15 protein-coding genes and 1 pseudogene are annotated in these 22,645 nt (G+C 53.7%); 5 read left to right on the top strand and 11 right to left on the bottom strand.

Translation table 11 applies throughout. The annotated features are described in order from the left end of the window. Positions 1-145 precede the first annotated feature (145 nt). The gene (locus QEH53_RS09170) at positions 146-928 is read left to right on the top strand and encodes a DUF1080 domain-containing protein (RefSeq protein ID WP_309022876.1); all 783 of its coding nucleotides are present in this window, start codon (positions 146-148) and stop codon (positions 926-928) included. A 322-nt stretch (positions 929-1,250) separates the two neighbouring features. Here QEH53_RS09170 and QEH53_RS24165 read toward each other — a convergent pair. The 5 genes and pseudogenes from QEH53_RS24165 to QEH53_RS09155 form a co-directional block, all read right to left on the bottom strand. Continuing rightward, a pseudogene (locus QEH53_RS24165) lies at positions 1,251-1,367 on the bottom strand (GTP-binding protein); the annotation flags it as partial. Positions 1,368-1,391: 24 nt separating this feature from the next. Beyond that, positions 1,392-3,575, bottom strand: coding sequence for a TonB-dependent receptor (locus QEH53_RS09165; protein WP_309022875.1), 2,184 nt, complete (start codon positions 3,573-3,575; stop codon positions 1,392-1,394). Positions 3,576-3,668: 93 nt separating this feature from the next. After that, positions 3,669-3,866 (bottom strand): hypothetical protein, encoded by a 198-nt coding sequence (locus QEH53_RS24430; RefSeq protein ID WP_369426432.1) that lies wholly within the window; start codon positions 3,864-3,866, stop codon positions 3,669-3,671. 371 nt (positions 3,867-4,237) lie between these two features. After that, complete coding sequence (locus tag QEH53_RS09160) at positions 4,238-4,933, bottom strand: DUF1853 family protein (RefSeq protein WP_309022874.1); 696 nt, start codon at positions 4,931-4,933, stop codon at positions 4,238-4,240. A 128-nt stretch (positions 4,934-5,061) separates the two neighbouring features. Continuing rightward, positions 5,062-6,531 (bottom strand): MBL fold metallo-hydrolase, encoded by a 1,470-nt coding sequence (locus QEH53_RS09155; protein WP_309022873.1) that lies wholly within the window; start codon positions 6,529-6,531, stop codon positions 5,062-5,064. A gap of 157 nt (positions 6,532-6,688) precedes the next feature. On the opposite strand from QEH53_RS09155, the gene QEH53_RS09150 reads away from it, so the two are divergent. Together QEH53_RS09150 and QEH53_RS09145 are read left to right on the top strand one after the other, a co-directional pair. Then, positions 6,689-6,853, top strand: coding sequence for a DUF4250 domain-containing protein (locus QEH53_RS09150; RefSeq protein ID WP_309022872.1), 165 nt, complete (start codon positions 6,689-6,691; stop codon positions 6,851-6,853). A 13-nt stretch (positions 6,854-6,866) separates the two neighbouring features. After that, complete coding sequence (locus QEH53_RS09145) at positions 6,867-7,589, top strand: SDR family oxidoreductase (protein WP_309022871.1); 723 nt, start codon at positions 6,867-6,869, stop codon at positions 7,587-7,589. A 28-nt stretch (positions 7,590-7,617) separates the two neighbouring features. On the opposite strand, the gene QEH53_RS09140 is transcribed toward QEH53_RS09145, so the two are convergent. Both QEH53_RS09140 and QEH53_RS09135 read right to left on the bottom strand, forming a co-directional pair. Further along, entirely contained in the window at positions 7,618-8,616 is a 999-nt protein-coding gene (locus tag QEH53_RS09140; RefSeq protein ID WP_309022870.1) for an aldo/keto reductase, read from the bottom strand. A gap of 81 nt (positions 8,617-8,697) precedes the next feature. Further along, positions 8,698-12,501, bottom strand: coding sequence for a two-component regulator propeller domain-containing protein (locus QEH53_RS09135; protein ID WP_309022869.1), 3,804 nt, complete (start codon positions 12,499-12,501; stop codon positions 8,698-8,700). Positions 12,502-12,781: 280 nt separating this feature from the next. Here QEH53_RS09135 and QEH53_RS09130 point away from each other — a divergent pair, with 280 nt between their 5' ends. Continuing rightward, a complete protein-coding gene (locus QEH53_RS09130) occupies positions 12,782-14,566 on the top strand; it encodes an HDOD domain-containing protein (protein ID WP_309022868.1) in 1,785 nt (594 codons plus the stop codon). Positions 14,567-14,631: 65 nt separating this feature from the next. Then, positions 14,632-16,947, top strand: coding sequence for a glycoside hydrolase family 95 protein (locus QEH53_RS09125; protein WP_309022867.1), 2,316 nt, complete (start codon positions 14,632-14,634; stop codon positions 16,945-16,947). 20 nt (positions 16,948-16,967) lie between these two features. Here the strand turns inward: QEH53_RS09125 and QEH53_RS09120 are convergent, their stop codons facing one another. The 4 genes from QEH53_RS09120 to QEH53_RS09105 all read right to left on the bottom strand — a co-directional run. Further along, positions 16,968-18,290 carry an ankyrin repeat domain-containing protein gene (locus QEH53_RS09120; RefSeq protein WP_309022866.1) on the bottom strand — a complete coding sequence of 441 codons (1,323 nt, stop codon included), beginning with the start codon at positions 18,288-18,290 and terminating at the stop codon, positions 16,968-16,970. Between the two features lie 131 nt (positions 18,291-18,421). Beyond that, positions 18,422-20,128 carry an HDOD domain-containing protein gene (locus QEH53_RS09115; protein ID WP_309022865.1) on the bottom strand — a complete coding sequence of 569 codons (1,707 nt, stop codon included), beginning with the start codon at positions 20,126-20,128 and terminating at the stop codon, positions 18,422-18,424. 379 nt (positions 20,129-20,507) lie between these two features. After that, positions 20,508-22,208: an alpha/beta hydrolase gene (locus tag QEH53_RS09110; protein ID WP_309022864.1), complete on the bottom strand. Its 1,701-nt coding sequence runs from the start codon at positions 22,206-22,208 to the stop codon at positions 20,508-20,510. A 173-nt stretch (positions 22,209-22,381) separates the two neighbouring features. Continuing rightward, the coding region (locus QEH53_RS09105) for a hypothetical protein (protein WP_309022863.1) at positions 22,382-22,645 on the bottom strand (264 nt) is incomplete at its 5' end.

Here is a 22,645-nt window from a genome sequence, read left to right as displayed (position 1 = left end):
GGCACACTGCCGCCAACCGTCTTGAAATGCGCCAAACCCTCTTAAGATCCGCCAAAATTCTAGAGCTCCATCGACTCACTCGACTATCGACAGTCAAGCCACCAGCTCTCAGCTTTCGCTAAAGCAAAAATCTACCGCCCCCACAATGACGTTCAAAACCCTCGCCTTTTGTACCCTACTTTCCCTTTGCACCTCGCTCGTCTACGCTTACGAACCGGAATGGATCCCCCTCTTCGACGGGAAAACGCTTGATGGTTGGACGCCCAAATTAGCTGGACACGAAACCGGAAAAAATCCGTACCGCACTTTCCGCGTCGAAGACGGCGTCCTCAAAGTCTCCTACGATGAGTACGACAAGTTTTCCGGCCAATACGGTCACCTCTACAGCAACCACGCCTACTCCCGCTACATCCTGCGCATGGAGTACCGTTTCGAGGGCGGAATGATGCCCGACGCGCCGCGCTTTGTTAATCTTAACAGCGGGGTCATGATCCACTCCCAGTCGCCGCTCAGCATGGGCCTCGACCAGTCCTTTCCCGTCAGCCTAGAATTCCAATTCCTCGCCGACGAAGGAAAAGGACCGCGCTCCACCGGAAACGTCTGCACTCCGGGAACCAATCTCGAGATAGACGGCGAGCTTGTCACCCAACATATTATCAAATCGTCCGCTCCCACCTTCCCTGCTGACGAATGGGTCGCCATCGAAATCGAAGTCCGTGGTAACGAGGAAGTCATCCACCGCGTCAACGGCCAGGAAGTGGTCCGCTACCAAAAGCCGCAACTCGATCCTGCCGACGGCGTCGAAGCCGCTGCCCCATTACTTGCTGCAGGAGTTCCCCTGCAACTCTCCTCCGGTCACATAGCCCTGCAAGCCGAAGGCCAAGGCGTCTGGTTCCGCAACATCGAGCTCCTACCCCTAGAAGACTAACGCTTCCAGCCCTAACACATCTCCAGACTCGCGCCTCGCCCAGCCAAGGCATCCCACTCGAATTCTCGTTCGGGCACCTGTTCTTAACCCGCTTCCCCGTCGGAATCCTCCTCTCGGTCGCAATCACTCTGTCCGCGCAAAACGGATACATAGCCAATCCGCTGGGCTTCTTGAACCAGACCCTACTCGACTCGCGAACAGAACAAGAAGACTCGCTCTCTACTTCTATCAAAACGGGGATCCTAGCGATTGTCGTGCTTTCCCTGATTGCGGCTATTATTCGCTCCTCCCCTATTCCCTCGCAAAGCCCGCCAGCCTGCTGAAGCCACCTGTTTAATAGCGTCGTCTTGCCAGCTCCCAAGAAGCCGCTCAAAACGACGAGAGGGATACGCCCATCGGACGCATCCCTTTCGCTACTAGAATTCCTGGATCCTTCGATTTTGATGAGCCGCTCCGAGACTTGCTAAAAACTCGTCCTCACGCCCAGCTTAAGGCTTCGGCCTGGCATCGGGGCGAGATCTTTCAAAAACGAAGTGTGCGGACGCGCTTCCTCGTCGCTGAGATTCGTCCCAACCACAAACAGATCTACTGTAGCCATATCGGTAACATACATACGGTACCGAGCATCCGCCCCCCAGAGCGTGTAGCTGTCGGTGGGCAACTGGTTCGGCCCGATGTGCGACGCCTCATCATGCCAACGGCCTTCCGCCCCTAGCACCCACGGGCCAAAAGCGTACTCGTAGCGCAAGCCAAGACGCCGAGCAGGAATACGAGGCAAATTCGTGTTGAAGCTCTCGTTGGTCGCCCTCGTCTGGTCGTAAAGCAGGTCGACGTGCATCGCGCGGTCTGCTTCATCGATCAAATGATACCGCAGGTCCACCTCGAACCCGTAGAACTTCGCATCAACCGCCGTTGCCTGGAAAACGTCGAGCCCGACTGTATCCAATTCTCCATACAGGTCCTCGAGCTCCTCATGATCCAGGAAACGCATGTAAACGTAATCGCTGAAGTTCGAGTAGAAGCCTGTTATCTCTCCCGTGACCCTACCGGCGGTCAGACGATAGGCGAGATCTAGGCTGGTGGATGACTCCTTGCCAAGCGAGACGTCGCCTATCTCGAAACTTCGGGTGCCGATATGAGGACCGAAGGCGTACAACTCGCTGGCGTTGGGCGCTCGCTCCGCGTAAACAAGGTTCGCCGAGACCACCGAGTTTTCACTCAGGCGACGCACCGCACCTGCGGAAGCGTTAACGGTGTCGAAACTACTGTCAGCTAGCGACGCGTCGATAGGGTCGATCTCGACGCTTTCCAAGCGAGCTCCAAATTCCCAAGCGCCCCAGTCTTGATTGAGACGCTCCATTGCGAAGATGCCGTACTGGGACGTCTCGGAGCTTGGAATAAACGCCTCCTCCCCTACAGCCGAAAAGTCGTCAACCTTCGCTTGAAACCCAAACGCTCCCGTCAAGTCACCGACAGGGCTGTGCACCCCGGTAAGGCGCAGCTCGTATCCATCGCGCTCGAACACAGTACCGACCGCTTCGCCTTCCAGCTCGCGGTGGCGATAGTCGCCAAATGTAAGGTCCAATTCGAGACTCTGCAAGAAATCCACCGGATCGATCAACTCTCCTCGCAAGGTGAAGCGCGACTGGTCGAGATCGATCGTTACGGCTTCCTCACCGTGTCCATGCTCTTCCTCATGCTCATCTTCTTCGTGCTCCTCCCCTTCTTCGTGCTCATGTTCCTCTTCGTGACCATGCTCATGCGAGTGACCCGGCACACCGTAGTCTGAATCGTATTCAGAATAGGATACAGCCAAACTGCTGCGATCGCCAAACCAAGCCAAACCAAGGTAGCCGGAGCGAGTGTCGACGAAGCTGTTCTCTAGAACGCCAAACACTTCCTCCTCTTCACCATGCTCTTCGTCATGATCGTGCTCTACCTCCTCATGTTCATGATCCTCCTCCTCCTCGTGTTCATGCTCTTCTGCTTCCATTTGGTACGCAGATTCAGCGAAACCCGGAATCTCGAAGTCGTTGGACTGGCGATCCAAGAAACCAGCGCTCCATGCGAAATCCCCTTGCCCGCCTTGCAGCGCCAAACCGATCGATTTCTCGTCGGAAACCGATCCATAAAAGGTTTCCGCCTGCCCCGAAAAGGAAGCCAAGGCTCGCTCCCGAGGAAGTTCCTTGCCCATCACATTCACCACGCCGCCAATGGCCGCGTTTCCGTACAACAGCGAAGCTGGACCCCGCACCACCTCAATATCGTCGGCGAACAAGGGCTCGATGCTCACGCCGTGATCAGGGCTCGTTTGCGAAACGTCGAAACTGTCCGTACCCTGATTCAGAATACGAATGCGGTCTCCGTCAAAACCACGAATGACCGGACGCCCCGCTCCTGGACCGTAGTAGGTGGAGTGCACTCCCGGCTCGCCCGATAGCGTCGCGCCGAGCGACGACTCGCCCGCCCGCTTGAGCGGTTCGCCAGTCAGCTCGCTGGCTGGCACCACCAGCTCGTCCTTGTGCTTGACGAAAGGACTTGCGGTGACCACCACCGCATCCAAGTCCACCGTCTCCGTATCGCCGAGAGCCTCTTTCGTTCCGCCCCCCAGCAAGAGCAGAGCAGATGTCGCAAATAGATTAGGCATTGTTCGCATACTGTTTTTATCGCAAGTATGTTTCATTAAGAGCAAGGACTTTTTGCAAACAATTTGCAGTTAATTGCAAAAAGACTCCTCGCCTCAATCAATAGTCAGCAAGCTCATTCGCTCAGCCACCGCTCCCGAGACAATCGTCACCGCAGCGACGCAACGCATAGCCTGGAAGAAAAAGAATGTCGTCGAATCAGGCGAATTCAGATCCGTCTCGAAGAAAAAACGGGATGCATCTATGAGCCCAGAACTTGAAACCAAAACCTGAGAGCGAATCCAAAAGCCCAATACACTAAAACTGAAATGCCAAATTCAGTCAGGTTCTTAACAGCAAAGTTGATGCTGTTCCTTGTCCTCGTTCAGCCACTCTCCAGACACAGAAATTCCGCCTGTATCAGCATTACCAAGGCCGCGCAAACGACGACCCCGAGTAAGCCTAATGATGATTCGCCCATAACGTCAGTCCTCTAATCGGAAGGAACAGCGTTGCTTCATTCGCTCCCAACCGTTCCTCATTCTGGATTCAAAAAAAGCGATTCCGCAGTACTTAGTATGCCATATAATGATTTCGTATTATAAGAGTTTACCAATAAACGGCAACAGGCCCTGATTCGCAAATTACCTACAAGCGTTTTTAAGCCTCTTCGAGATTACTCGAATTAGTCAGACAACTGCGGCCAATCGTCCGGTACGAGAAAAGCAACGTCACCACTCGCTTGGTCACAAAACAGGATGCAACGCTCCCTTGCTTGCCGTTTCAGCTCTTCGACGGGTACTACCACTAGGCTGCCCATCAGCTCGTCTGACATCTCAACTGGCCAAAGGCACTTGGGAACGATACGCACCGCTTCGAGCGACGGGTAAAACGACTCCCATTGCTTCAGATACAACCACTTCGCTCGTCGGCAAGAGCGACACACCGCAGGCGGACGCGACTCCCGCGAACTCCCTATCTGGTCGAAGAGGATTCCATAAACGCGCTGCGCGGTCATCACGTTTCGAATACCAAATCTACCTTCGAGCAATTCACGTGTTTCTGGCTGTTCGCTCAGGCGCAACTGTCGCTCCTGCAGGTGTTTCAGCTTATTGATCCAGTTATCCCTCGGATCTGGACCCGGGTATCGCTCCGTTCCTTTGCCATCCAAAAACGCGAGGTAGAACTTCACTGCCAGCTCCAGGTGCCATACTATTCCGCTTCGCGAATCGCCCACGAGGAAATCGATTTCACCGATTGTGCGGCCACTCGCATCCGACACTTGCAAGTTTTTCGCAACCAATTCGTAACGATCGCTCGCCCTAATCAGAATCTCCAAAGCGTCTTCGTACAAGTGACCCAGCTTTTGCTCGAAGTTCAATTTGGGTACAACACTCGGGACAACTAGATCAGCATCCCACGCCGGAACTCCCACCAAGTCCGCTACCAGCAGAGGAGCAGAGCATAAGCTCCGCAATAGATGTGTCGTATACAAATCCTCGATACACATTACCCTTTTTTAACGTTTTCGAAGGTGATTTTATGGGAAGCATCTACAGAAAATCGATACGCTTCCTTCATATTCTCCTTTCCGCTGTGGGTAAACACTAACACGCGTTCGCCATCGGTACGAATTTGGATAATGCCAAAGCTGGTTCTCTCGAAACCAAAGTAACGCTTTCCGTCATCCGATCGCGACATGCCACGCATCTCGAAAAACGCAGCTAGCTCGGTGCAGAGAATTATCGGTGTCTTACCACGCGACACATTACCTAAGGCACCGACCAACGTAGCTCTAGGATGTATGTGCTCCTTGCGAGCGCTTTCGTCCCCTGAGGAAATGAGCGACACGACTGGTGCCATCGCCTTCAATGCCCGAAAATCGAAATCCGCAGAACCATGGTGCGGCGCCTTGATGATTTCCGATTCCAACTCCTTGTTTGTAGTCTTATCTCGCAGAATCTTCATCGACTCCTGGTTCAAGTCTCCCGTCAGAAAGAAGCGCACATTTCCGACCTGCAGCTGCATGGCAAGCGAGTGCCCGTTGATCGTATGGGAAGCCGAAAACCGACGTGTCTCGTCCATCTCGTTTTCAAGGTGCAACTCTACCGTTTTCTTAGGAGTCCGTAAAAGTGGAAGGCCCTTTACATATTTGCCGTCTACGGTGATTCGCTTTCGAAAAGGACCCATCATCTTCACAGAGATTCCTTCGTCGTTCAAAAAACCGAAGGCTTCGTCGTCGCCAAATCCAATACTCTTGAACTCGATCGGCCCGCGGGCCAACCAATGCCGCAGGGTGTTGACCCAGCCTTTAAACGGACGATTGAGACGTGCCTCCGGAAGCGATAACAGGTCGTCTTCCAAATCGGTGACATAGGACTGCGTCCCCTTCACGACCGTGCGGCCGAATATCTTCTCAGGAGGCAAGCTACTCGGTCCCTTGACGAGCCCATTATGGATTACCCTCTTGGGGTGCAGGAACAGGCGCTTGCGCACTGTTCGATGTGTCTCCGATTTAACGATCTCGCTCAACCCCGCATAGTGATCGGCGTCACCGTGGGTTACGACCATGGCCTCGACTTCAAGGGGATTCGACCTCGATGTACCCCGATAACGCGCCGCTAGGTAGCGTGCAAAGAGTTTGTTGTCGCCACCATCAATGAGAACAATTTTTCCTTCCGGAGTTTCCAAAACCATCCCATCTCCTTGCTGAACATCGACCATGGAGAACTTGAGCACACTCTTAGAGCGAGTCTTCAGCTTGCCTCTCGCTTCCGCCAGCCAAGGAGTTCCGCCCCTGCCATGCACCCTCACGCGGGTGCGATGAATACGATCGTCCGTCTTGATATATTCGAGGACCTCCACTGGGTCGCCCCAAGCTAATACGCTTCGCTTTAAGCCCGGTACCCAAACCCCATTTAGCAGCGATAGATGGGTTACAGACACGAGGTCATCTTCGATATAGACAATTTCAGACATGGCGGGATTCCCCAGAACAGGTTGGATAGAACAAGAGAGACCCAGTCTCTAGTCGTTGAAGACCAAAGGGTCCAGACCGCATTGACAAAAGGCACCAGCCACTAACAACCTAAGGACGTATCCCAAAAACCATATGGACTGGAGCAACATCGAAAAAATGGACACTAATCTCCTGGTCGGAGTGGTCAACACGGCCCTGCGCAACCATTTTTCATCGCTAGAAGACCTCTGCCGATCGAACGACATCGACCAAGACTGGCTCTGCAAACGGCTTGCGGAGGAAGACTACGAATACCTCGTAGCCGCCAACCAATTTCGCTAATCTGAGCAGCAACATGGACACTAAAAAACAAGCAATTGTAACCGGTGGCGAACGTGGTATCGGTAAGGCGATCGTCAATACGCTCCTTAGAGACGAGTTTAGCGTCGCTGTGATCGGGTTCGACACGGTTGCAGCGAAAAACCTCCCGGACTCTGTCACCTTTTTCCGATGCGACATGGCTAACCCTGAAGCAGTCTCAGAGTCCATCCGCAATGTGTGCGCATCCACAGGGAAACTACATGCACTCGTCTGCAACGCTGGCATTGCGAGCCCCGAACGCCTAAACCTCGAAACTCTCAGTGTGAGCGATTGGCAACGCGTACTCGACGTAAACCTGAGCGGCCCGTTCTATTGTGCCAAGGCTGCTGCGCCTTACTTGAGAGCAGCAGAAGGGAGTATCGTCACCATCGCCTCTACTCGGGCCCTTCAGTCGGAGGCCAACACCTTCGCGTATTCTGCATCTAAGGGCGGGCTCGTATCTTTGACCCATAGTCTAGCAGTGAGCCTTGGACCAGAGGTCCGTGCAAATTGCGTATCGCCAGGCTGGATACTTACTGATTCAGAGGAATCGACGACTCCCCGAGACAGCACTCAACATCCTGTCGGCCGCATAGGGACTTCGCAAGACATCGCCGATATAGTCTCCTACCTAGTCGGCTCCAAATCGAAGTTTATAAGTGGTCAAAACTTCGTAGTCGATGGCGGCATGACCAAGAAGATGATATACGCCGATTAAGGGCTGCGGCGAAGGCGAAACCTTTCGCCTACACCGAACCTAAAATTGACTCTATTTTTCCCAGTTCCTCAGAAGACAAATCTGCGTTTTCCAAGGCATTTAGGTTGTCCTCAATCTGGCTGAGCTTGCTCGCTCCTATCAATGCGGATGTCACCACTGGGTTTCTCAAAATCCAAATTAATGCCAACTGGGCGAGCGATTGCCCGCGTGCAGCCGCAACATCGTTCAGCTGCTTGAGTACCGCGACCCGTTCCTCCGTTACGGCGTCCGATTTCAAGAAAGCAGATCCCTTCGCAATCCGAGAGTCGCTTGGAATTTCCTTCAAGTAGCGATCCGTCAATAACCCCTGGGCCAATGGGCAAAAAGGGATGCACCCTACGCCACTTTTCTCGAGGACATCCAACAGACCATCCTCTACCCAGCGGTCGAACATGTTGTAACGTGGCTGGTGGATAAGACACGGCGTGCCCAAAGACTCCAATACCTCGAACGCCTCACTCGCCTGCTCTGCGTTGTAATTGGAAATCCCTACATAGAGAGCCTTTCCCGAGCGAACAATATGATCGAGCGCACCCATCGTTTCTTTGATCGGAGTGTCCGGGTCTGGACGGTGATGGTAGAAAACATCCACATACTCGAGTCCCATGCGCTTCAAACTCTGGTCCAAACTCGAGACGAGGTATTTGCGAGAGCCCCAGTCACCGTAAGGGCCTTCCCACATGTGGTAGCCCGCTTTTGTCGAGATTACCAACTCGTCCCTGTGGCTAGCTAAATCGGAGGCCAACATCCGACCGAAGCCGGATTCGGCAGAGCCAGGAGGCGGGCCATAATTGTTCGCTAGGTCGAAATGCGTGATCCCTCTGTCGAAAGATCCCAGCACCAGAGTGCGTTGCAATTCGAAATCTCGGTCGTATCCGAAATTCTGCCACAGCCCTAAGGAAAGTCGTGACAGCTTAAGCCCGCTTCGCCCGCAACGGCGATATAGGTCTGCTTTGGAGTAGCGGTTTTCGGACGGGGAATATTTCATAACATATCCCCTTAGATCGAATAGTGACCCCAATCAATTGCAGAAAAACTCAATCATTCTGACAGACCGAAAACCAAGCTATCACTCGTCCGGAAGAAGCTCCGCGATGATGAGCAAGAGCTCCTTCGCGTTGATCGGTTTGGAAATGTAGCGACTGAAACCCGCCTCTAAAACGCGGATCTTGTCATCCACCATCGCGTAAGCGGTTTGTGCGACTACGAGCACATTCTGATTCACTGCTTTTAAGCGGCGAATCGTCTCGAAGCCGTCAATTCCCGGCATTTTGATATCCAGCAAGACCAAGTCGAATGGTCCTTCGTTTTGATAGATCCGCACGCCTTCTTCGCCACTCTCTGCCCAAACGACCTCGAAGCGGGTCGGCTTTAAAATAGCATTTAGAAGAAGGAAATTGTTTTTCTCGTCTTCAATCACCAGCACCCGGCCCGCTTGGGCATTGAAGATCCTTTCCGGCAATGAGCCTTCGCTAGGGCCCGAGATAGCTGACTGATCCGGGTTTCTCAAAGCCGACAAAGGGAAACGAACGCTGAACTTCGACCCTTTCCCGTATTCAGACTTAACTGCCAGTTCACCTCCGAGGAGGTCAACAAGTCGCTTGGAGATCGCCAAGCCCAGCCCCACACCCCGCCGAGCCTGAACATCGTCTTCCTTGAGTTTGTAGAACTGGTCAAAAATCGCTTTTTGAAACTCTGGCTGAATTCCTTTGCCTGTATCCTTTACATAAATACAGAGCAAACTGCCTTCGACCCGGGCGCCCAGTATTATCTTTCCCGAACTGGTAAATTTCGAGGCATTAGTGAGCAAATTATCCAATACCTGTCTCAAGCGCTGAGAATCAGATACCATCGTGTATCCTTGTCCGCTCAAGTCATTCTCGCAAACCAGAGCCACTCCCTCTTGTCGTGGTAGTACGCTATGACTAGCATAAACCCGATTGATAAATTCATCCCATCCGAACTCACTATCCTCAGTCTTAATCTGATTCGCTTCGATCAGAGAATAGTCCAGAATGTCGTCTATTAAACGCAGTAGAGAATCGGAGTTTTCAATGATCAGCGATACGTACTCTTCGATTTCGTTTTCATCAGGGTCAGTCTCTTTCAACAGAGTTGAAAATCCAACGACAGCATTGAGCGGAGTGCGAATTTCGTGGGAAAGATTTGCGAGAAAAGAGGACTTTAGCCTATCCGATTCCTCCGCCTTCTCCTTTGCTTTGACCAACTCCGAGGTACGTTCCTCCACCTTTTGCTCCAGAAATTCCCTACCCTCTTCCAACTCGTCACGCTGCTTCTCCAATTGGCTACGCTGTCCCTCCAGGGCAACGTTCTGCTCGTTGATTTTCTTAGTTCGATTTTGAACCTCATCTTCTAGCAGGCGTTGCGTATTCTTGAGGTTTCGCTCTCTGTATCGAATAAACATATACACGCTCGAAAAGAGCACCAACAATAACAAGGTATAAAACCAGGGAGTCAGCCAAAACGGCGGCAAGATCTTCAACTGCAACGAAGCGCCCTCTTCGTTCCAGACACCGTCATTGTTCGATGCCTTAACTCTGAAGACATAGGTTCCCGGATTCAAGTTCGTGTAGTTTGCCTCGCGACGCGTCCCCACCTCGTTCCAACCGGAATCAAATCCCTCTAAGAAATAGGCATACTGGTTCTCTTGTGGCTGTATGTAGTTTTGCGCTACAAAGCTTATTGAGATGACTTTCTGGTCGTGACTGAGCACCAGCTCGTCCAATTCCGATATTCGCTTTTGCAAGGACTTGGGATCGCTGGGATCCACCTCTAGCGACTTAAAAAAGACTTGTACGTCCGTTATGAATACTGGCGGCGGGATTTTGTTGTCCTGAATTTCCGCTGGATCGAAAAAGGTGAGCCCTCCCGTTTGCCCGAAATAAATGTCTCCGTCGGGTGACAAAGCCACGGAGTTCCTGAAGAAGGAGTTGTTCATCAAACCGTCCAAAACCCCATAGCTCGTGATCTCACCCGTCTGAAGTTCGATTCGAGCAAGCCCACTATCCGTGCCGACCCATATATTACCTTCGCGATCTTGCATGACACAGAGTGCCTGAAGACTCGGCATCCCTTCCTCCAGCGAATAGGTTTTGAAGGTCTTATTCACCGGATCGAAGCGGTTAAGCCCATTACCAGTTCCCACCCAGATCATTCCATCCCTATCTCTGAACAGGGTATGACAGGTCGCATTAGAGAGACTATCGGGATCAGAATCTTCAGGAGTGTAATTCGTGAATACCTTTTCTTCCGTATCCAAAACTGAAAGACCGATCGGAGTGGCTACGTAAACAAGGCCGGAAGGGTCGTAAAGGATGTCAGAAGGCCAATCGTCCAAGAGGCTCGACTTCGAGTTGTACGGATCCGAGCGATAGGTTTCAAACGAGTCCGTCTGACGGTCATACATCGCTATGCCAGCACCCTTCAATGCGATCCATAGATCTCCGTCCGTGCCCTCCGAAATCGCACGTGGATCTCCGCCGGGCATCGAACCTGGGACATTCCGGTCTCGTTCGAATTTCCGAAAGGCGCGCGTATCACGGTCGAAATGCATCAACCCGCCGTGGAAGGTTCCTACCCATATGTCGCCTCTCGAGTCTTCCATCAAGGAATAGACCGCCCCTCTCTCGAGCGATTGTGGATCACCCGCATTGTGCCGCAACTCAAACTCATGCGTCCCATCCGGAGCGAAAACATCGATTCCTCCATTGTAATAGCCCAGCCAAAGCCTCCCGTCTCGGGTCCACAAGATACGGGAGACCACGGGCGTCACGCCAGGACTTTGCTTCGTGTCCTCCAGGTAGTTGCGATCGAACATTTTGTTGTTGGTGGATACGTGCACCCCATACTTGGCTGAACCCACCCAAATGTTCGACTGGCTGTCCACCGTGAGACAACGTATGCTACCCGAAGGCAAGGAGTCCACGCGCTCTGACGTAACGTAGTCTCGGATCCTCTCCCCATCTCGCTGCATCAAGGTGAGACCGCGCCCATGACAAACCCAAACCCTTCCATCGTCAGTCGCTTGCAGGTAATGGACACGGCGCTCGTTCGCGTGCCTTACCGGAAGCGTCCGGATAGCTCCCGTCTCTGGGTTTAAAAGCAATACACCCTGATAGGCTGTTCCTAGCCAAATCTGCTCTGAATCACCCGCGTCTATCGCATAGACGAAATTGCGGAGGGATTCGCTCTCGGTCTCGAAGCCAGAGAGATAAGCGCGTGTCTCGCGCGTCTTCGTGTCAAAACGGTAGACCGCGCTCGTCGAGCCAATCCAAATTCGATCGAATGCGTCGCACGCCATCGACTTGATCACTCCGAAACTGGCCGAGTTCATGGCCTCGAAGCTATTCTCAACCTCATCGAAGCGATACAGGATTCCACTCTCTGCAGAGGCGTAAATGTTGCCCTCGCTGTCCTGTACGATCGCGTTGCAGCGATTGTTCAGGTTGTTGTTCATGTCCACCGGATTGAGAATGTAGTTCTCGAAGGAATCCAACTCGGGAACGAACCTGCTAATCCCCATTTGCGTGCCAATCCAGAAACGGTTATCCGCATCCACCAGGAATGACCAAACCGAGTCATTGATCAAAGAGGCCGGCTCACCATCCTCATTGCGATAAGCTTGAATCTCGTAGCCGTCGTAACGCAAAGCCCCCCGGTTCGTGCCAAACCAGATGAAACCCGAGGGTCCTTCTACGATTCGATGGATCTCACCTCCCGAGCTCTCGAATCGCTCTGTGAGGGCTTCGAAACGCAAACGCGTAAGGTCACGTTGCCCTCGAACGCTGGCGGTCAAAGACAGAAAGAGAGTAAGCCCTAAGAGGAGGTAACGGGCACGCTTAGATGTTTCCATTTCTAAGATTAGGCTGCCATTTCGATGGAGACGTAAAGATTAACCCCTAATTCTAAGTGGGAGCGGGGTCTTTGCAACCCGACTCTCGCGGTTTACTTCCTCGATTGCTACACCAACCGACGGATTACCTAAGGTAGGGAAAGAAAAAGTACGCAATCCACCTGGCTAATTGCTCTGTCAGGGCTGCAAGTCTCCCTATTCGAGTCTTTTACCCCGAGCCCGCCCACCGTCTCTCAAGAGAGCTTCGCAAAGTCCGTAGATACTAAAGGTAACTCACTAAATGAGCGCGAACATTCTCATCGTCGATCCTGATCCAGGTGCCGTCGAAGCGTATCAAAAAGCGCTGGCGGCGAAGGCCTCATCGTGGACGGTTCACTACGCCTCAGCTCCCGAGGTTGCTCTGACCCTCGCCTCGGAAGTGTCTCCTGACATCATTGTAACAGCTCTTTGCATCGACGAGGGAAGAGGACTCAAGCTGCTCTCCAGAACGATCGACGCCGCCCCGCTCGCACATGCTTTCATCGCCGCAGAAGAAGCGGACCGACCTCAACTCGCCGCAGCATTTGAAGGTGGATGTCGTTACCTGCCGCGCCCCTGCCCGCCCGATCGCATCCTCCTCGAGTTCCATCGCTGCCTCGCCGTCGACTCCTGGCTCGACAACCCTATCGTCAAGGAGATCGTTGCCAACCGCCCTGAATTCGAGAGCCTTCCCAGACACCACAACCAGATCGTCTCTGCATTGAATTCCGATGACTGCTCGATCGACGATGTCGCAGAAGCGATAGCCAACGATCTCGCACTCTCGGCAAAGCTTCTCGAAACCGTAAACTCCTCATTCTACGGACTCGATCAAAACGTCTCCGACATCAAGCACGCCGTCTCCCAGCTCGGGCTCTCCAATACTCGCAATATCGTTCTCGCGGCCCACATTTTTTCCCAAGTTGGAAAAGATCCGGAGCATCTCTCCCTCGTCAAAGAGATCTGGCATCATAGCATTTCCGTAGCAGGCGCCGCCCGCCGCATCAGCCTACACGAAACGCGGGGCCCGAAAGCTGCAGAAGAGGCATACTCTGCTGGATTGCTGCACGACATCGGCAAGCTCGTCCTTATCGGTGTAGTGCCAGAACAATACATCGAAGCCCAACGCCTCGCTCGCGATGAATCCCACTCGCCTTGGCAAGCCGAGTTCAAACACATCGGCTGCGACCATGCCGAAGTCGGTGGCTATCTCCTCTCGCGCTGGGGGTTGCCAGGGGCTATAAATGAAACCGTCGCCCTCCACCACAGACCTGCCAATAGCTGCCACGGAACCTTCACCACCCTCGCCGCCGTACACGCAGCGAATGCGATTGTGCGCAAACGCCGAAATCCCCTGCACGCCGACGCTACCCCGATCACCAACTTCTTCATCGAAATCGGGAAAAACGAGCAATGGGCAGACTGGGAAGCTGTCGTAAAAGGAGACACTCCGCCTTCTCAGCTGAAACCAAAGCTGAAGCCGAAGCTCGCCCGCGATGAGGACAAGGCCCCCGCTCCCCAAATCACCACCACCGCCCTCGCCCACAAAGCTCTTTCCAAACGGATTGAAGAGGACGAACAAAGGCAACACCCGCCAAGCTCGCCCCAACGAAGCCAAAGCGTCACACTCGCCTTCGCTGCCGGCATAATCTTCTGCCTCGGCTGCCTCTACTTCCTTTCCTCGATCAAAGAAGCACCCGCTCAATCAAGTCCGCCTGAGCCCAAGAACTCTCCTGTCATCGAATCGAGAGAGGATATTCTCAAAGAAATCTTAGCGTCTGAAACCCAGCCTACGGAGCCGACTCTGGCCACCCCCGTGTCGCAGCCCGAAAGCGAGCAACCTCCGCCACCACCTCCACCACCTCCTCCCTTTCCAGAAATCCAACTCGGGGCAATATTCCAACGAAGTTCCGGCCCGAAAGCGCAGGTTAACGGGCGGATCCTCGGCATCGGCGATACCATAGATGGAGCTACGGTCACCGCCATTCACCGCATCAGTATTGAGGTCGAGCACTACGATCGGACCCGCACCTTCACGCTGGACTAACACATAGCGGAAGTCGCTCCTATCCGAGACCTTGCAAAAGTTGAATTTCTTTGTGGAATGGATCGATGCGAACGTTCCCTTTCCTCCGAGTCGCCTTAGTCCTAAGCTTGGTTTGTAGCTATTTCGCAGATGCAACGAATCTCATTCATGACAACAAAGCAGCCGTAGACTGGACCGACGCTTACCCCGTCGGCAACGGACGCCTCGGAGCCATGCCTTTCGGGGAGTTCCCCAACGAAAAGATCTTACTCAACGAAGAAACCATCTGGACGCGCGGCGACGATCTTGTGACACCGGAGGACAGTTTCGAGCACCTCGAGACCATCCGCCGGCTGGAAGCCGATGGTCGCTACAAGGAGGCAGACCAACATTTCGAAAGACACCTCCAAGCGAGCGTCGACCCAAACAGCTACCAGTACCTCGGGTGGCTCACCATCAACTATAGAGAACTAAGCCCCCTCGCCCGTACCGCCCGCAGTCTCGATCTCTCGACTGGGATCGCCCGCTCTGAGCACTACCTCCAAGACGGCACCCAAATAATCCAAGAAACTTGGGCCAGTTCCCCCGACGATGTCATTGCGATCCAGATACAATCTTCTCGTCCCATCGACTTCGACGTCACTCTCGACGGGGCCGAAGCAGAAAGAGGAGACCTAGTCAAAAACGGACAAGGTTCCGGAGACCGTCCAGATGTATTGAAATACCAGGGACGGGTCCGAGCAATCGGCGAAGCCGACATAGAACGCGATCGCCTCGAAATCAAAAAACAAAACACCATCACCCTCCTCGTCTCCGCAACCACGAATTTCGACTACTCCAACAGCAGTCGACTCCTACCTCCGGGATGGCAAGACAACGCGATCGCTACACTCGACCGCCTTCAGGACCGAACTAGCGAAAGCATCCAACAAGCTGCCGTAGCCGATCACCAAAGTTACTTCGAACGCACACGTATCGAACTCGGAACTACGGACTCATCCACTCGCCAACTGCCAACCCCACAGAGAATAGAACGACTACAAGCCGGAGCGACGCATGACCCCGACCTCATCGAAGACTACTTCCAGTTCGGTCGCTACCTGCTCATCGCCTCCTCTCGTCCTGGCACCCTTCCAGCCAATCTCCAAGGCATTTGGAATCCGCACGAATGGGCCCCTTGGAGCAGCGACTTCCACCTCAACATCAACCTTCAAATGAACTACTGGCTCGCAGAGACCACCAACCTCTCCGAGCTGCACACGCCTTTCATAGACCTCATTCGTTACTACCAACCCAAAGGCAAGGAAATGGCTCGCCGCCTCGGTATGCAAGGCTGGTGTATGGGCCACGCTTCCGATCTCTGGGGAAACGCGCGCATGATGTCCAGCCGCGCTCACTGGGGCGGCTCCTTCTTTGGTGGACAATGGATGACACTGCACATCCTCGAGCACTACCGCTTTTCCAAAGACGTATCCATCCTCTCTGACAACTGGGATATCCTTACCGGTTCCGTCCAGTTCGTAGATTCTTGGCTTATCGAAAACCCTAGCGGTGATGGACTCGTTGCTCGCCCCGCGTGCTCGCCCGAAAATTCGTTTCTCTACGCCGACGAGAATGGGGAAGAACACAGCGCGGCCTTTTCCTCGGGAAATAGCTTCGACCAATTCATGGTACTGCAAGTCTTCAACGACTACCTCGAAGCTGCCAAGGCTCTCGGCAAGGAAGACGAGCCGCTCGTTCAGTCCATTTCCCAAAAACTACCGCAGGTATATCATCCAAAAATCGCCAACGACGGAAGACTCATGGAATGGCGTCTACAATTCGCGGAAAATGAGCCCGGCCATCGCCACATCTCGCAGGTCCTCGGAGCCTACCCCGGCAACCAAATCGACCTCGACGGAGATGCCACTATGCGAAGCGCCGTCGAGAAAGTCATCGAAGAGCGCCTCGCCCAAGGCGGGGCTGCGACCGGGTGGAGCCGCGCATGGACCATTGGCATGTTTGCCCGCCTATCCAAGGCAGAAGAAGCGTACGGAAACCTCATCGCCATTCTCCGAAAGTCCACCCTCGGTAACCTCTGGGACAACCATCCGCCCTTCCAGATCGACGGCAATTTCGGCTCTACCGCGGCCATCGCCGAAATGCTCCTGCATAGTCACAACGACGTAATTAAGCTTCTCCCTGCTCTACCAGCAGCGTGGCCGACCGGATCGATCGAGGGGCTCCGAGCCCGGGGCGACTTCACCATATCCATCGAGTGGAACAAAGGCGAATTAACACAGGCAACCATCGCATTCGGCCCGAATAGTCCCAGCGCCACTACAGTCTCCTACCACGGCAAGCAGATTACGCTCAGCGGCAATCCCAGCACCATTCAAAAGCTGGATTTAGACTCTTTTTAGCAGAACGAGGCTACCGACAGTCACCGTAGCAGCTTAACTGCAGCCTCGTTGCCATACTCAATTGCAAGATCTAGAGCAGTGACTCCGTGTGACGAAACCACGCTCACATCTACACCCGCATCTAGCAAAAGCCTCACCACATCCCCGCTCGCGCTAGCAGCGGCTTCGTGAAGCGGTGTTCCTCCCGCGTCGCTCAACGCATTCACATCCGCGCCCATCTCAAGCAAGACCTTCACGCTCGCCGCTTGATTCTTCGCGGCCGCGAGATGCAACGCCGTCCAGCCCTGCTTGTCCCGAGCTCCGAGTTCGACACCCGCTACCGCGAGGGCCCGGCAAAGCTCCGGCATCCCCCGAGCCACCGCCAGATGAGCAGTGGTCTGACCACTGCCTGTCCTCACGTTTGGATCCGATCCTCGACCCAAAAGATACAAAGCGATTTCGCTCTTCTTACGCGTCACAGCTTGCTGTAGTGGTGTCATATTTCCTCGACCAGGCGTATTCAGAAGCTGGGGATCGTTCGCAAGATGTACTTTCACATCGTTCAACTCGTCACGCGCTATAGCCTCATCTATCGTCTTGTAAGTAACGATGTTCGGGAAATCGGATACAAAGCCTGACTCAGGTAGCTGCACTCCCGCAGTCCAAGCAATCCCGTTTAGGACGAGCTTTCGAAAGTCATCATCGTTCCAATTTTGATGAAAGTGACCACCTGTAAAACCAAAGCCACGCTGACCGTCCTCGCCGACGCGACTCCAAGCGAGATGCTGGAACTCGCCTGCTTCGAGGGCAGACCGCACCGACGCATTTCCTGAGCGCGACCCATTCTCTCCCAAGGAACCCAATGGCGGCAATCCTGACAAGATTGGCTCGAACCCGCCATCTTCGCGAAAACGCATATGGTAATACCACTCGTCTTTAATCTCCAGGCGCGACACTCCAGAGGTGAGCTTGCCTCGCGCCAGCTGCGAATCCTTAAGCTCCCAAACCGGATTGACCGACCAACCCACATCGAAATAACCCCCGATCGCTTCACTCATGAAAGCTGCTAAACCCTCCGAATCTGGCTCAAGCGCATAGTGCAAGAAAGCAAAACCAACTCCGCTCGCGTAAAGAGCCTCCAACTCAGCAACCCGTCCCTCTGCGATATGGCCAGATCCACCATCACAATAGATCACCACCGCGTCGACCCGATCAAAAGCTCCTTCCCACTCCGGCCAACCACGATAAAGCGCCGCCTTCACTCCCAGTCCACTTGCGTTCAAGGCATCTGAGAGGACTTCGCATCCAGCTGGGAACTCATGCTCGTTCCAACCATGGCTGGACTCGCCCGAAAGAAAGAGCACTCTGCGGTCCCCATCTGACGAAAATGCAAAGTTCGCTAAACAGGCAGCGGCTAAGATAACGATACACCTTTTCACGGCACAACCGTGCCTAAGCACAACTCGCAGGTCCAATTCTAATATTCCGTAGAGAACTAAGCGACGCTGCGCTTCGGGAGTTTTCCCGCCAGCTCGCGCTTCAAGGCGAGGCACTCCGCGTATGCCATCCGCTCGAACTTGCTCATGTCGAAGTTCAAGTAGACACGCTTGCTGAGTACTTTCCATTCAGGAGTCGACTCTAGGGACTCCGTCTCGTCGAAGGTAGTATCGCCATTGCAACCCACACGCTTGCGGCGGCAGAGTTCACGGGCCAGCGAGACAGCTGCCACCAGATCTTCATCTTTCAAAGCCGCCTCGGGATTGTTAACCCAGCGAAACACCGACTGGAAACGCGAGGGTAGCCCTTGTTTTTCCGCATATGCCAGAGCAATATCGTGTGTCGTGCAGCCAAGAAACAAACGCTCGGCTGACGCCAAAGCCACGCCCGTCTGCGCCGCATGGTCCTTGATCACCGGCAAGGCAAAGGGGTGCAATCGGGTAAGCAACATCTTGCCCAAGTCCTGCATTAACCCCGCCGTGTAAGCAATAGGGGCCAAGTTTGGCATCTCTAAATACTCGCAAACGAACTCTGCCATGCGGCCCGTTGCTACTTGGAACATGCGGAAGGCGGGCCAGTCCATGTGCGGACCGGACTCGAAGAAACGCTCCGCCACCGTTTCGAAATTCAAACCAAGGCTCGCCAGCCTCATTTCCCCTAGAAGGCCAACTGCCATGCGCGTGCTCTCGATCGCGAAGGTCTTGTCTTCTTTATCCTTTTTCAATCGATTTGCCGCTATAAAAATTTCCGCGCTCAAACTCGGATCCCGGTGGACCAAGTCAAGCAATGGGGCGAGCGATGTCGGACGACCGTTGGCCGCCATCTGGAATGACGCCGCGATAGATTCCACGATCGGGCAGGAAGTGATCTTGTCGAACTCCCGCTTGATCTGATCGATACCGATCAGGGGACAACGCTCCTCAACAAACGCGGTTTCCCAATAACCTCGTTCACGAGCCTCCTCGTCAGACTTCATCTCCTCCTCGCTCATGAAATCCTCCGGCACAGTGTCCGGGTTAAGATAAGCTTCGATCAAGCGCGAAGCCAATCCGAGGGGGTCGTTGTTCTCGTCACCCGTGGGCCATTTACCTGCCGAGGCTCGGAGAGCAAGGTCGTCTAGGCAATAGACGACCCCTTCCGCCCCCGTTTTGTCTGCAACCGCCGAAAGTTTCTTCAACCAATCTACGATCGGCTTCTGAGCCTTTCCCTCGACTGCTTTCCGCTTGGCGAGCGAATCCTGCCCTTCGTTCAAAGCGCCGCTGAGCTTCTCCAGCATGGCATTGAGCCGCTCTGGTTCCCACTCTGGATTACCCGCCTCGAAGTAGTGTTCGAGCCAAGGCTCCGAACGAGCCTTAGAGATTTCCGCAAAAACCAACTCTTCCCGATAAGGCTTCACCAAAAAGTTCTGCACTCGCAATTCCAACACCTTCTTAACGCTGTCGCGATCCGGGTGCGCGGTGTAGACGACCAACGGAATGGTCCGTAACAAACAATCCGCCTTCAAATCCTGCACCAAAGCTAAGCCGTTCTCACCCTTGAGCTTAAGCTCTATGAAAACGATATCTACTTTGACATTCCGTCGGATAAATTTCCACGCTGCCGCCACGGAGTCGACTGCCGCGAAGCGATTACCACCTCGAGCGACGATTCCGCCCATGGCCATACGGGCCACTTCGTCAGGGTCTACTAATAGGACGTTTGCCATAAATCAAATAACAGGGTTCGAGCGCTCTGAGTAATGCTCTGAGCGACCCTAGATTTCCATCGTCAGAAAAGCCCCTGGTCTTTACCCTAGAACCGCATTAATAAGGTGCTGCGCTATAGCGCATTAGAAACTATTAGCGGCATACCCAAGCACAACCTAAACCCTTTCGCCCGCTTCCAATCCTTTCGTCATAAAGCTCGCAAAGACGAGAATGGTTCCAACGGGTTCGACTGCGGCCATCATTCGAGCATACCCGCTAGCTTCAGGAAATCTGTATTCGCTTCACAACGACAGCAGGCGGGGGCTCGCCGACTTGAGCTGGAGGCGCTCTCCTTTTTGAGAAAAAAGCCCGAACGGACTTTCTAAATAGGCTTCAATCTCACATACCCCGATTCAAGATCCAGTCGCCAATTAACTGCAATGTGGCTTCATCGAAGGTTTCCTCGATCCGCCCATACTCCTCGATAGACCCGGTATCACAATTCTGGAAAAGATGGTTCAATCTCGGTAATACGTGAACCATGGCGGCCCTGTTGCCCGCCTTTTCGAATGACGCGCGTAGAATGTCTGCATTCACGCCAGCGGCCACCTGAACGTCCCTCTCACCGAAGAGGGCAAGAGTCGGGATAGTGACCCGGTCCAGATATTCGCTCGGGTCGATCTGCATGAGAGAGCGAAACCACTTTGTGGATACGGATTTTAGAGAGTTTTCGAAAGCCGCATCAGTGAAGCCCAGTTCTTCCAAAACGCGTTCATCATAGTTCTCACGGATTTCTTCGCTACGCGTTCGAAGACCAGCGACTAGATCGTCGCGCGACAAGCTTAAGTCCTTGATCAATTCGATATCTCCCCTGGTGTCTCTAACAATTCTCTGCACCAGCGTCTCATCCACGCCTTTCAATCGCAGGCCGTCAGCCGATTGTCTCAGGATCAGCTCGTCAAGAGGTTCACCCGGAGGCGCCAATAGCACCAGGAAATCAAGTTGCTCATCCTGAACTGCGACCATCGGGCCTACTAACCCGCCTTCGCTATGTCCGATCAAGCCCAAGGCATCGAGATCGACCTCCTCCTGCTTTTCCAAAAAACGTATCGCTGCGATCGCGTCGTTTGCGAAACTGGTCGTTTCGGAATCCATCACACTTCCCTCCGAACCGCCCACTCCTCGATCGTCAAACCTCAAGGATGCGACGCCACGTCTCGCCAAACGATCGGCTATCACCGCAAACGGCTTATGTCCCATTAAGCTCTCGTCTCGGTCCTGCGGTCCCGATCCGCTGATAAACAGGACAGTCGAAAAGGGGCCTCTTCCCTCTGGCACGACAAAAGTGCCGGCGAAAGAAAGCCCGTCCAGCTCGTTGCGAAACGTCACTGCCCGCTGTTCGTAAGGGAACGGTCCAGACAAATCCTGGGTGCGTTTTTGAACCAGAGGCTCCGCTATACGACGATAACTCAAAGGCATCTCCTGTCCTCCTTGCATCCAAACCCCTTCGAGCCTGCTTCCATCTTCGTTTAATATCCCCTCGAAGGATCCGCCGATCCTGTCGATACGATAGGTGAGCTTGCCGTCGTCAAAAGTGATCGAGTCCATCTTCAATCCGTTCGCGCCTTGATCCAGACTATCCATTGTCCCAGTAAAACTATCTCCTCCATCGGGAAAGATATGTAGAGCCAGTCGCAAGGAGCTTGGCCCCACTGCGAGCTCGCCGAACCACTCACCCACTGCTCCTTCTCCCTGTATTCCCTTCTCGGATACGTGTGTATCGGCAGCATTATCATCCTTTAGGAAATACAGCTCGAAATTTAGTTGCTGACCTCCTTGGTAAAAATCTCCACTGATGCACTGTTCTTCCTCTTCGTATACGCCTTCAAACGTGGGCGTTCCCGGAATCCCTTGCAGGATAAACCCGACCGCAGACCCGCTTACTTCAACTTCAGCTAGAGCGAACCCTCGCAAACCCTGAGCCGGAATATCAATGGCACCGGACCAAACACCTTCCTCGGCTCGATCCAGTGAAACGTGGATAGCGAGTGAGCTACCGGGGACTTTGAGCTCCCCTTTCCATACTCCAGCAGGAGGCATCGAAACTGCGAGAGCGGCGATGGATACTGCAGCTAATAATAGGCTGCATCTAAAAAAGATTGGTAACACTTTCACGCTCCCACCTTAGCACCCTCATGTTACCCTCATGTTACCGAACAAATAAAGAGGAGGTAAAGACAGGCCTGATCCTCGCCTCAAAAAACGAAACCCAGTTAATAGTAGTTAACTAACACATCACGTGCCTGCCCCGCCAAGGTTTCAGCAAGCTGCTGCATGAGCTCAGCGTGTTCAGGGTCTGGGGGTTCGCTCAGCTGCAGCTCACGCCCCGCCACTGCGCGACGATTTCCTTGCAATACATCCCATTGTGTAACCCATACGCTCTGAACCTGCCTCGATAAATTGGACAGTGTGTCGGCTCTTGGGATAAAACTAGAAACCCAATGAGAACTTATACATCTGAATTTAAGCGAGACGCC

The organism is Pelagicoccus sp. SDUM812002 (assembly GCF_031127835.1).
In the GTDB taxonomy this organism is placed as follows: domain Bacteria; phylum Verrucomicrobiota; class Verrucomicrobiia; order Opitutales; family Opitutaceae; genus Pelagicoccus.
This window is presented reverse-complemented; position numbering and strand designations above follow the sequence as displayed.

Coding starts and splice junctions, on each gene's coding strand:
- QEH53_RS09130 (WP_309022868.1), top strand. CDS start 12,782: ATGAGCGCGAACATTCTCATCGTCGATCCTGATCCAGGTGCCGTCGAA.
- QEH53_RS09170 (WP_309022876.1), top strand. CDS start 146: ATGACGTTCAAAACCCTCGCCTTTTGTACCCTACTTTCCCTTTGCACC.
- QEH53_RS09155 (WP_309022873.1), bottom strand. CDS start 6,531: ATGTCTGAAATTGTCTATATCGAAGATGACCTCGTGTCTGTAACCCAT.
- QEH53_RS09125 (WP_309022867.1), top strand. CDS start 14,632: ATGCGAACGTTCCCTTTCCTCCGAGTCGCCTTAGTCCTAAGCTTGGTT.
- QEH53_RS09150 (WP_309022872.1), top strand. CDS start 6,689: ATGGACACTAATCTCCTGGTCGGAGTGGTCAACACGGCCCTGCGCAAC.
- QEH53_RS09110 (WP_309022864.1), bottom strand. CDS start 22,208: ATGCCTCCTGCTGGAGTATGGAAAGGGGAGCTCAAAGTCCCCGGTAGC.
- QEH53_RS09115 (WP_309022865.1), bottom strand. CDS start 20,128: ATGGCAAACGTCCTATTAGTAGACCCTGACGAAGTGGCCCGTATGGCC.
- QEH53_RS09145 (WP_309022871.1), top strand. CDS start 6,867: ATGGACACTAAAAAACAAGCAATTGTAACCGGTGGCGAACGTGGTATC.
- QEH53_RS09135 (WP_309022869.1), bottom strand. CDS start 12,501: ATGGAAACATCTAAGCGTGCCCGTTACCTCCTCTTAGGGCTTACTCTC.
- QEH53_RS09140 (WP_309022870.1), bottom strand. CDS start 8,616: ATGAAATATTCCCCGTCCGAAAACCGCTACTCCAAAGCAGACCTATAT.
- QEH53_RS09165 (WP_309022875.1), bottom strand. CDS start 3,575: ATGCCTAATCTATTTGCGACATCTGCTCTGCTCTTGCTGGGGGGCGGA.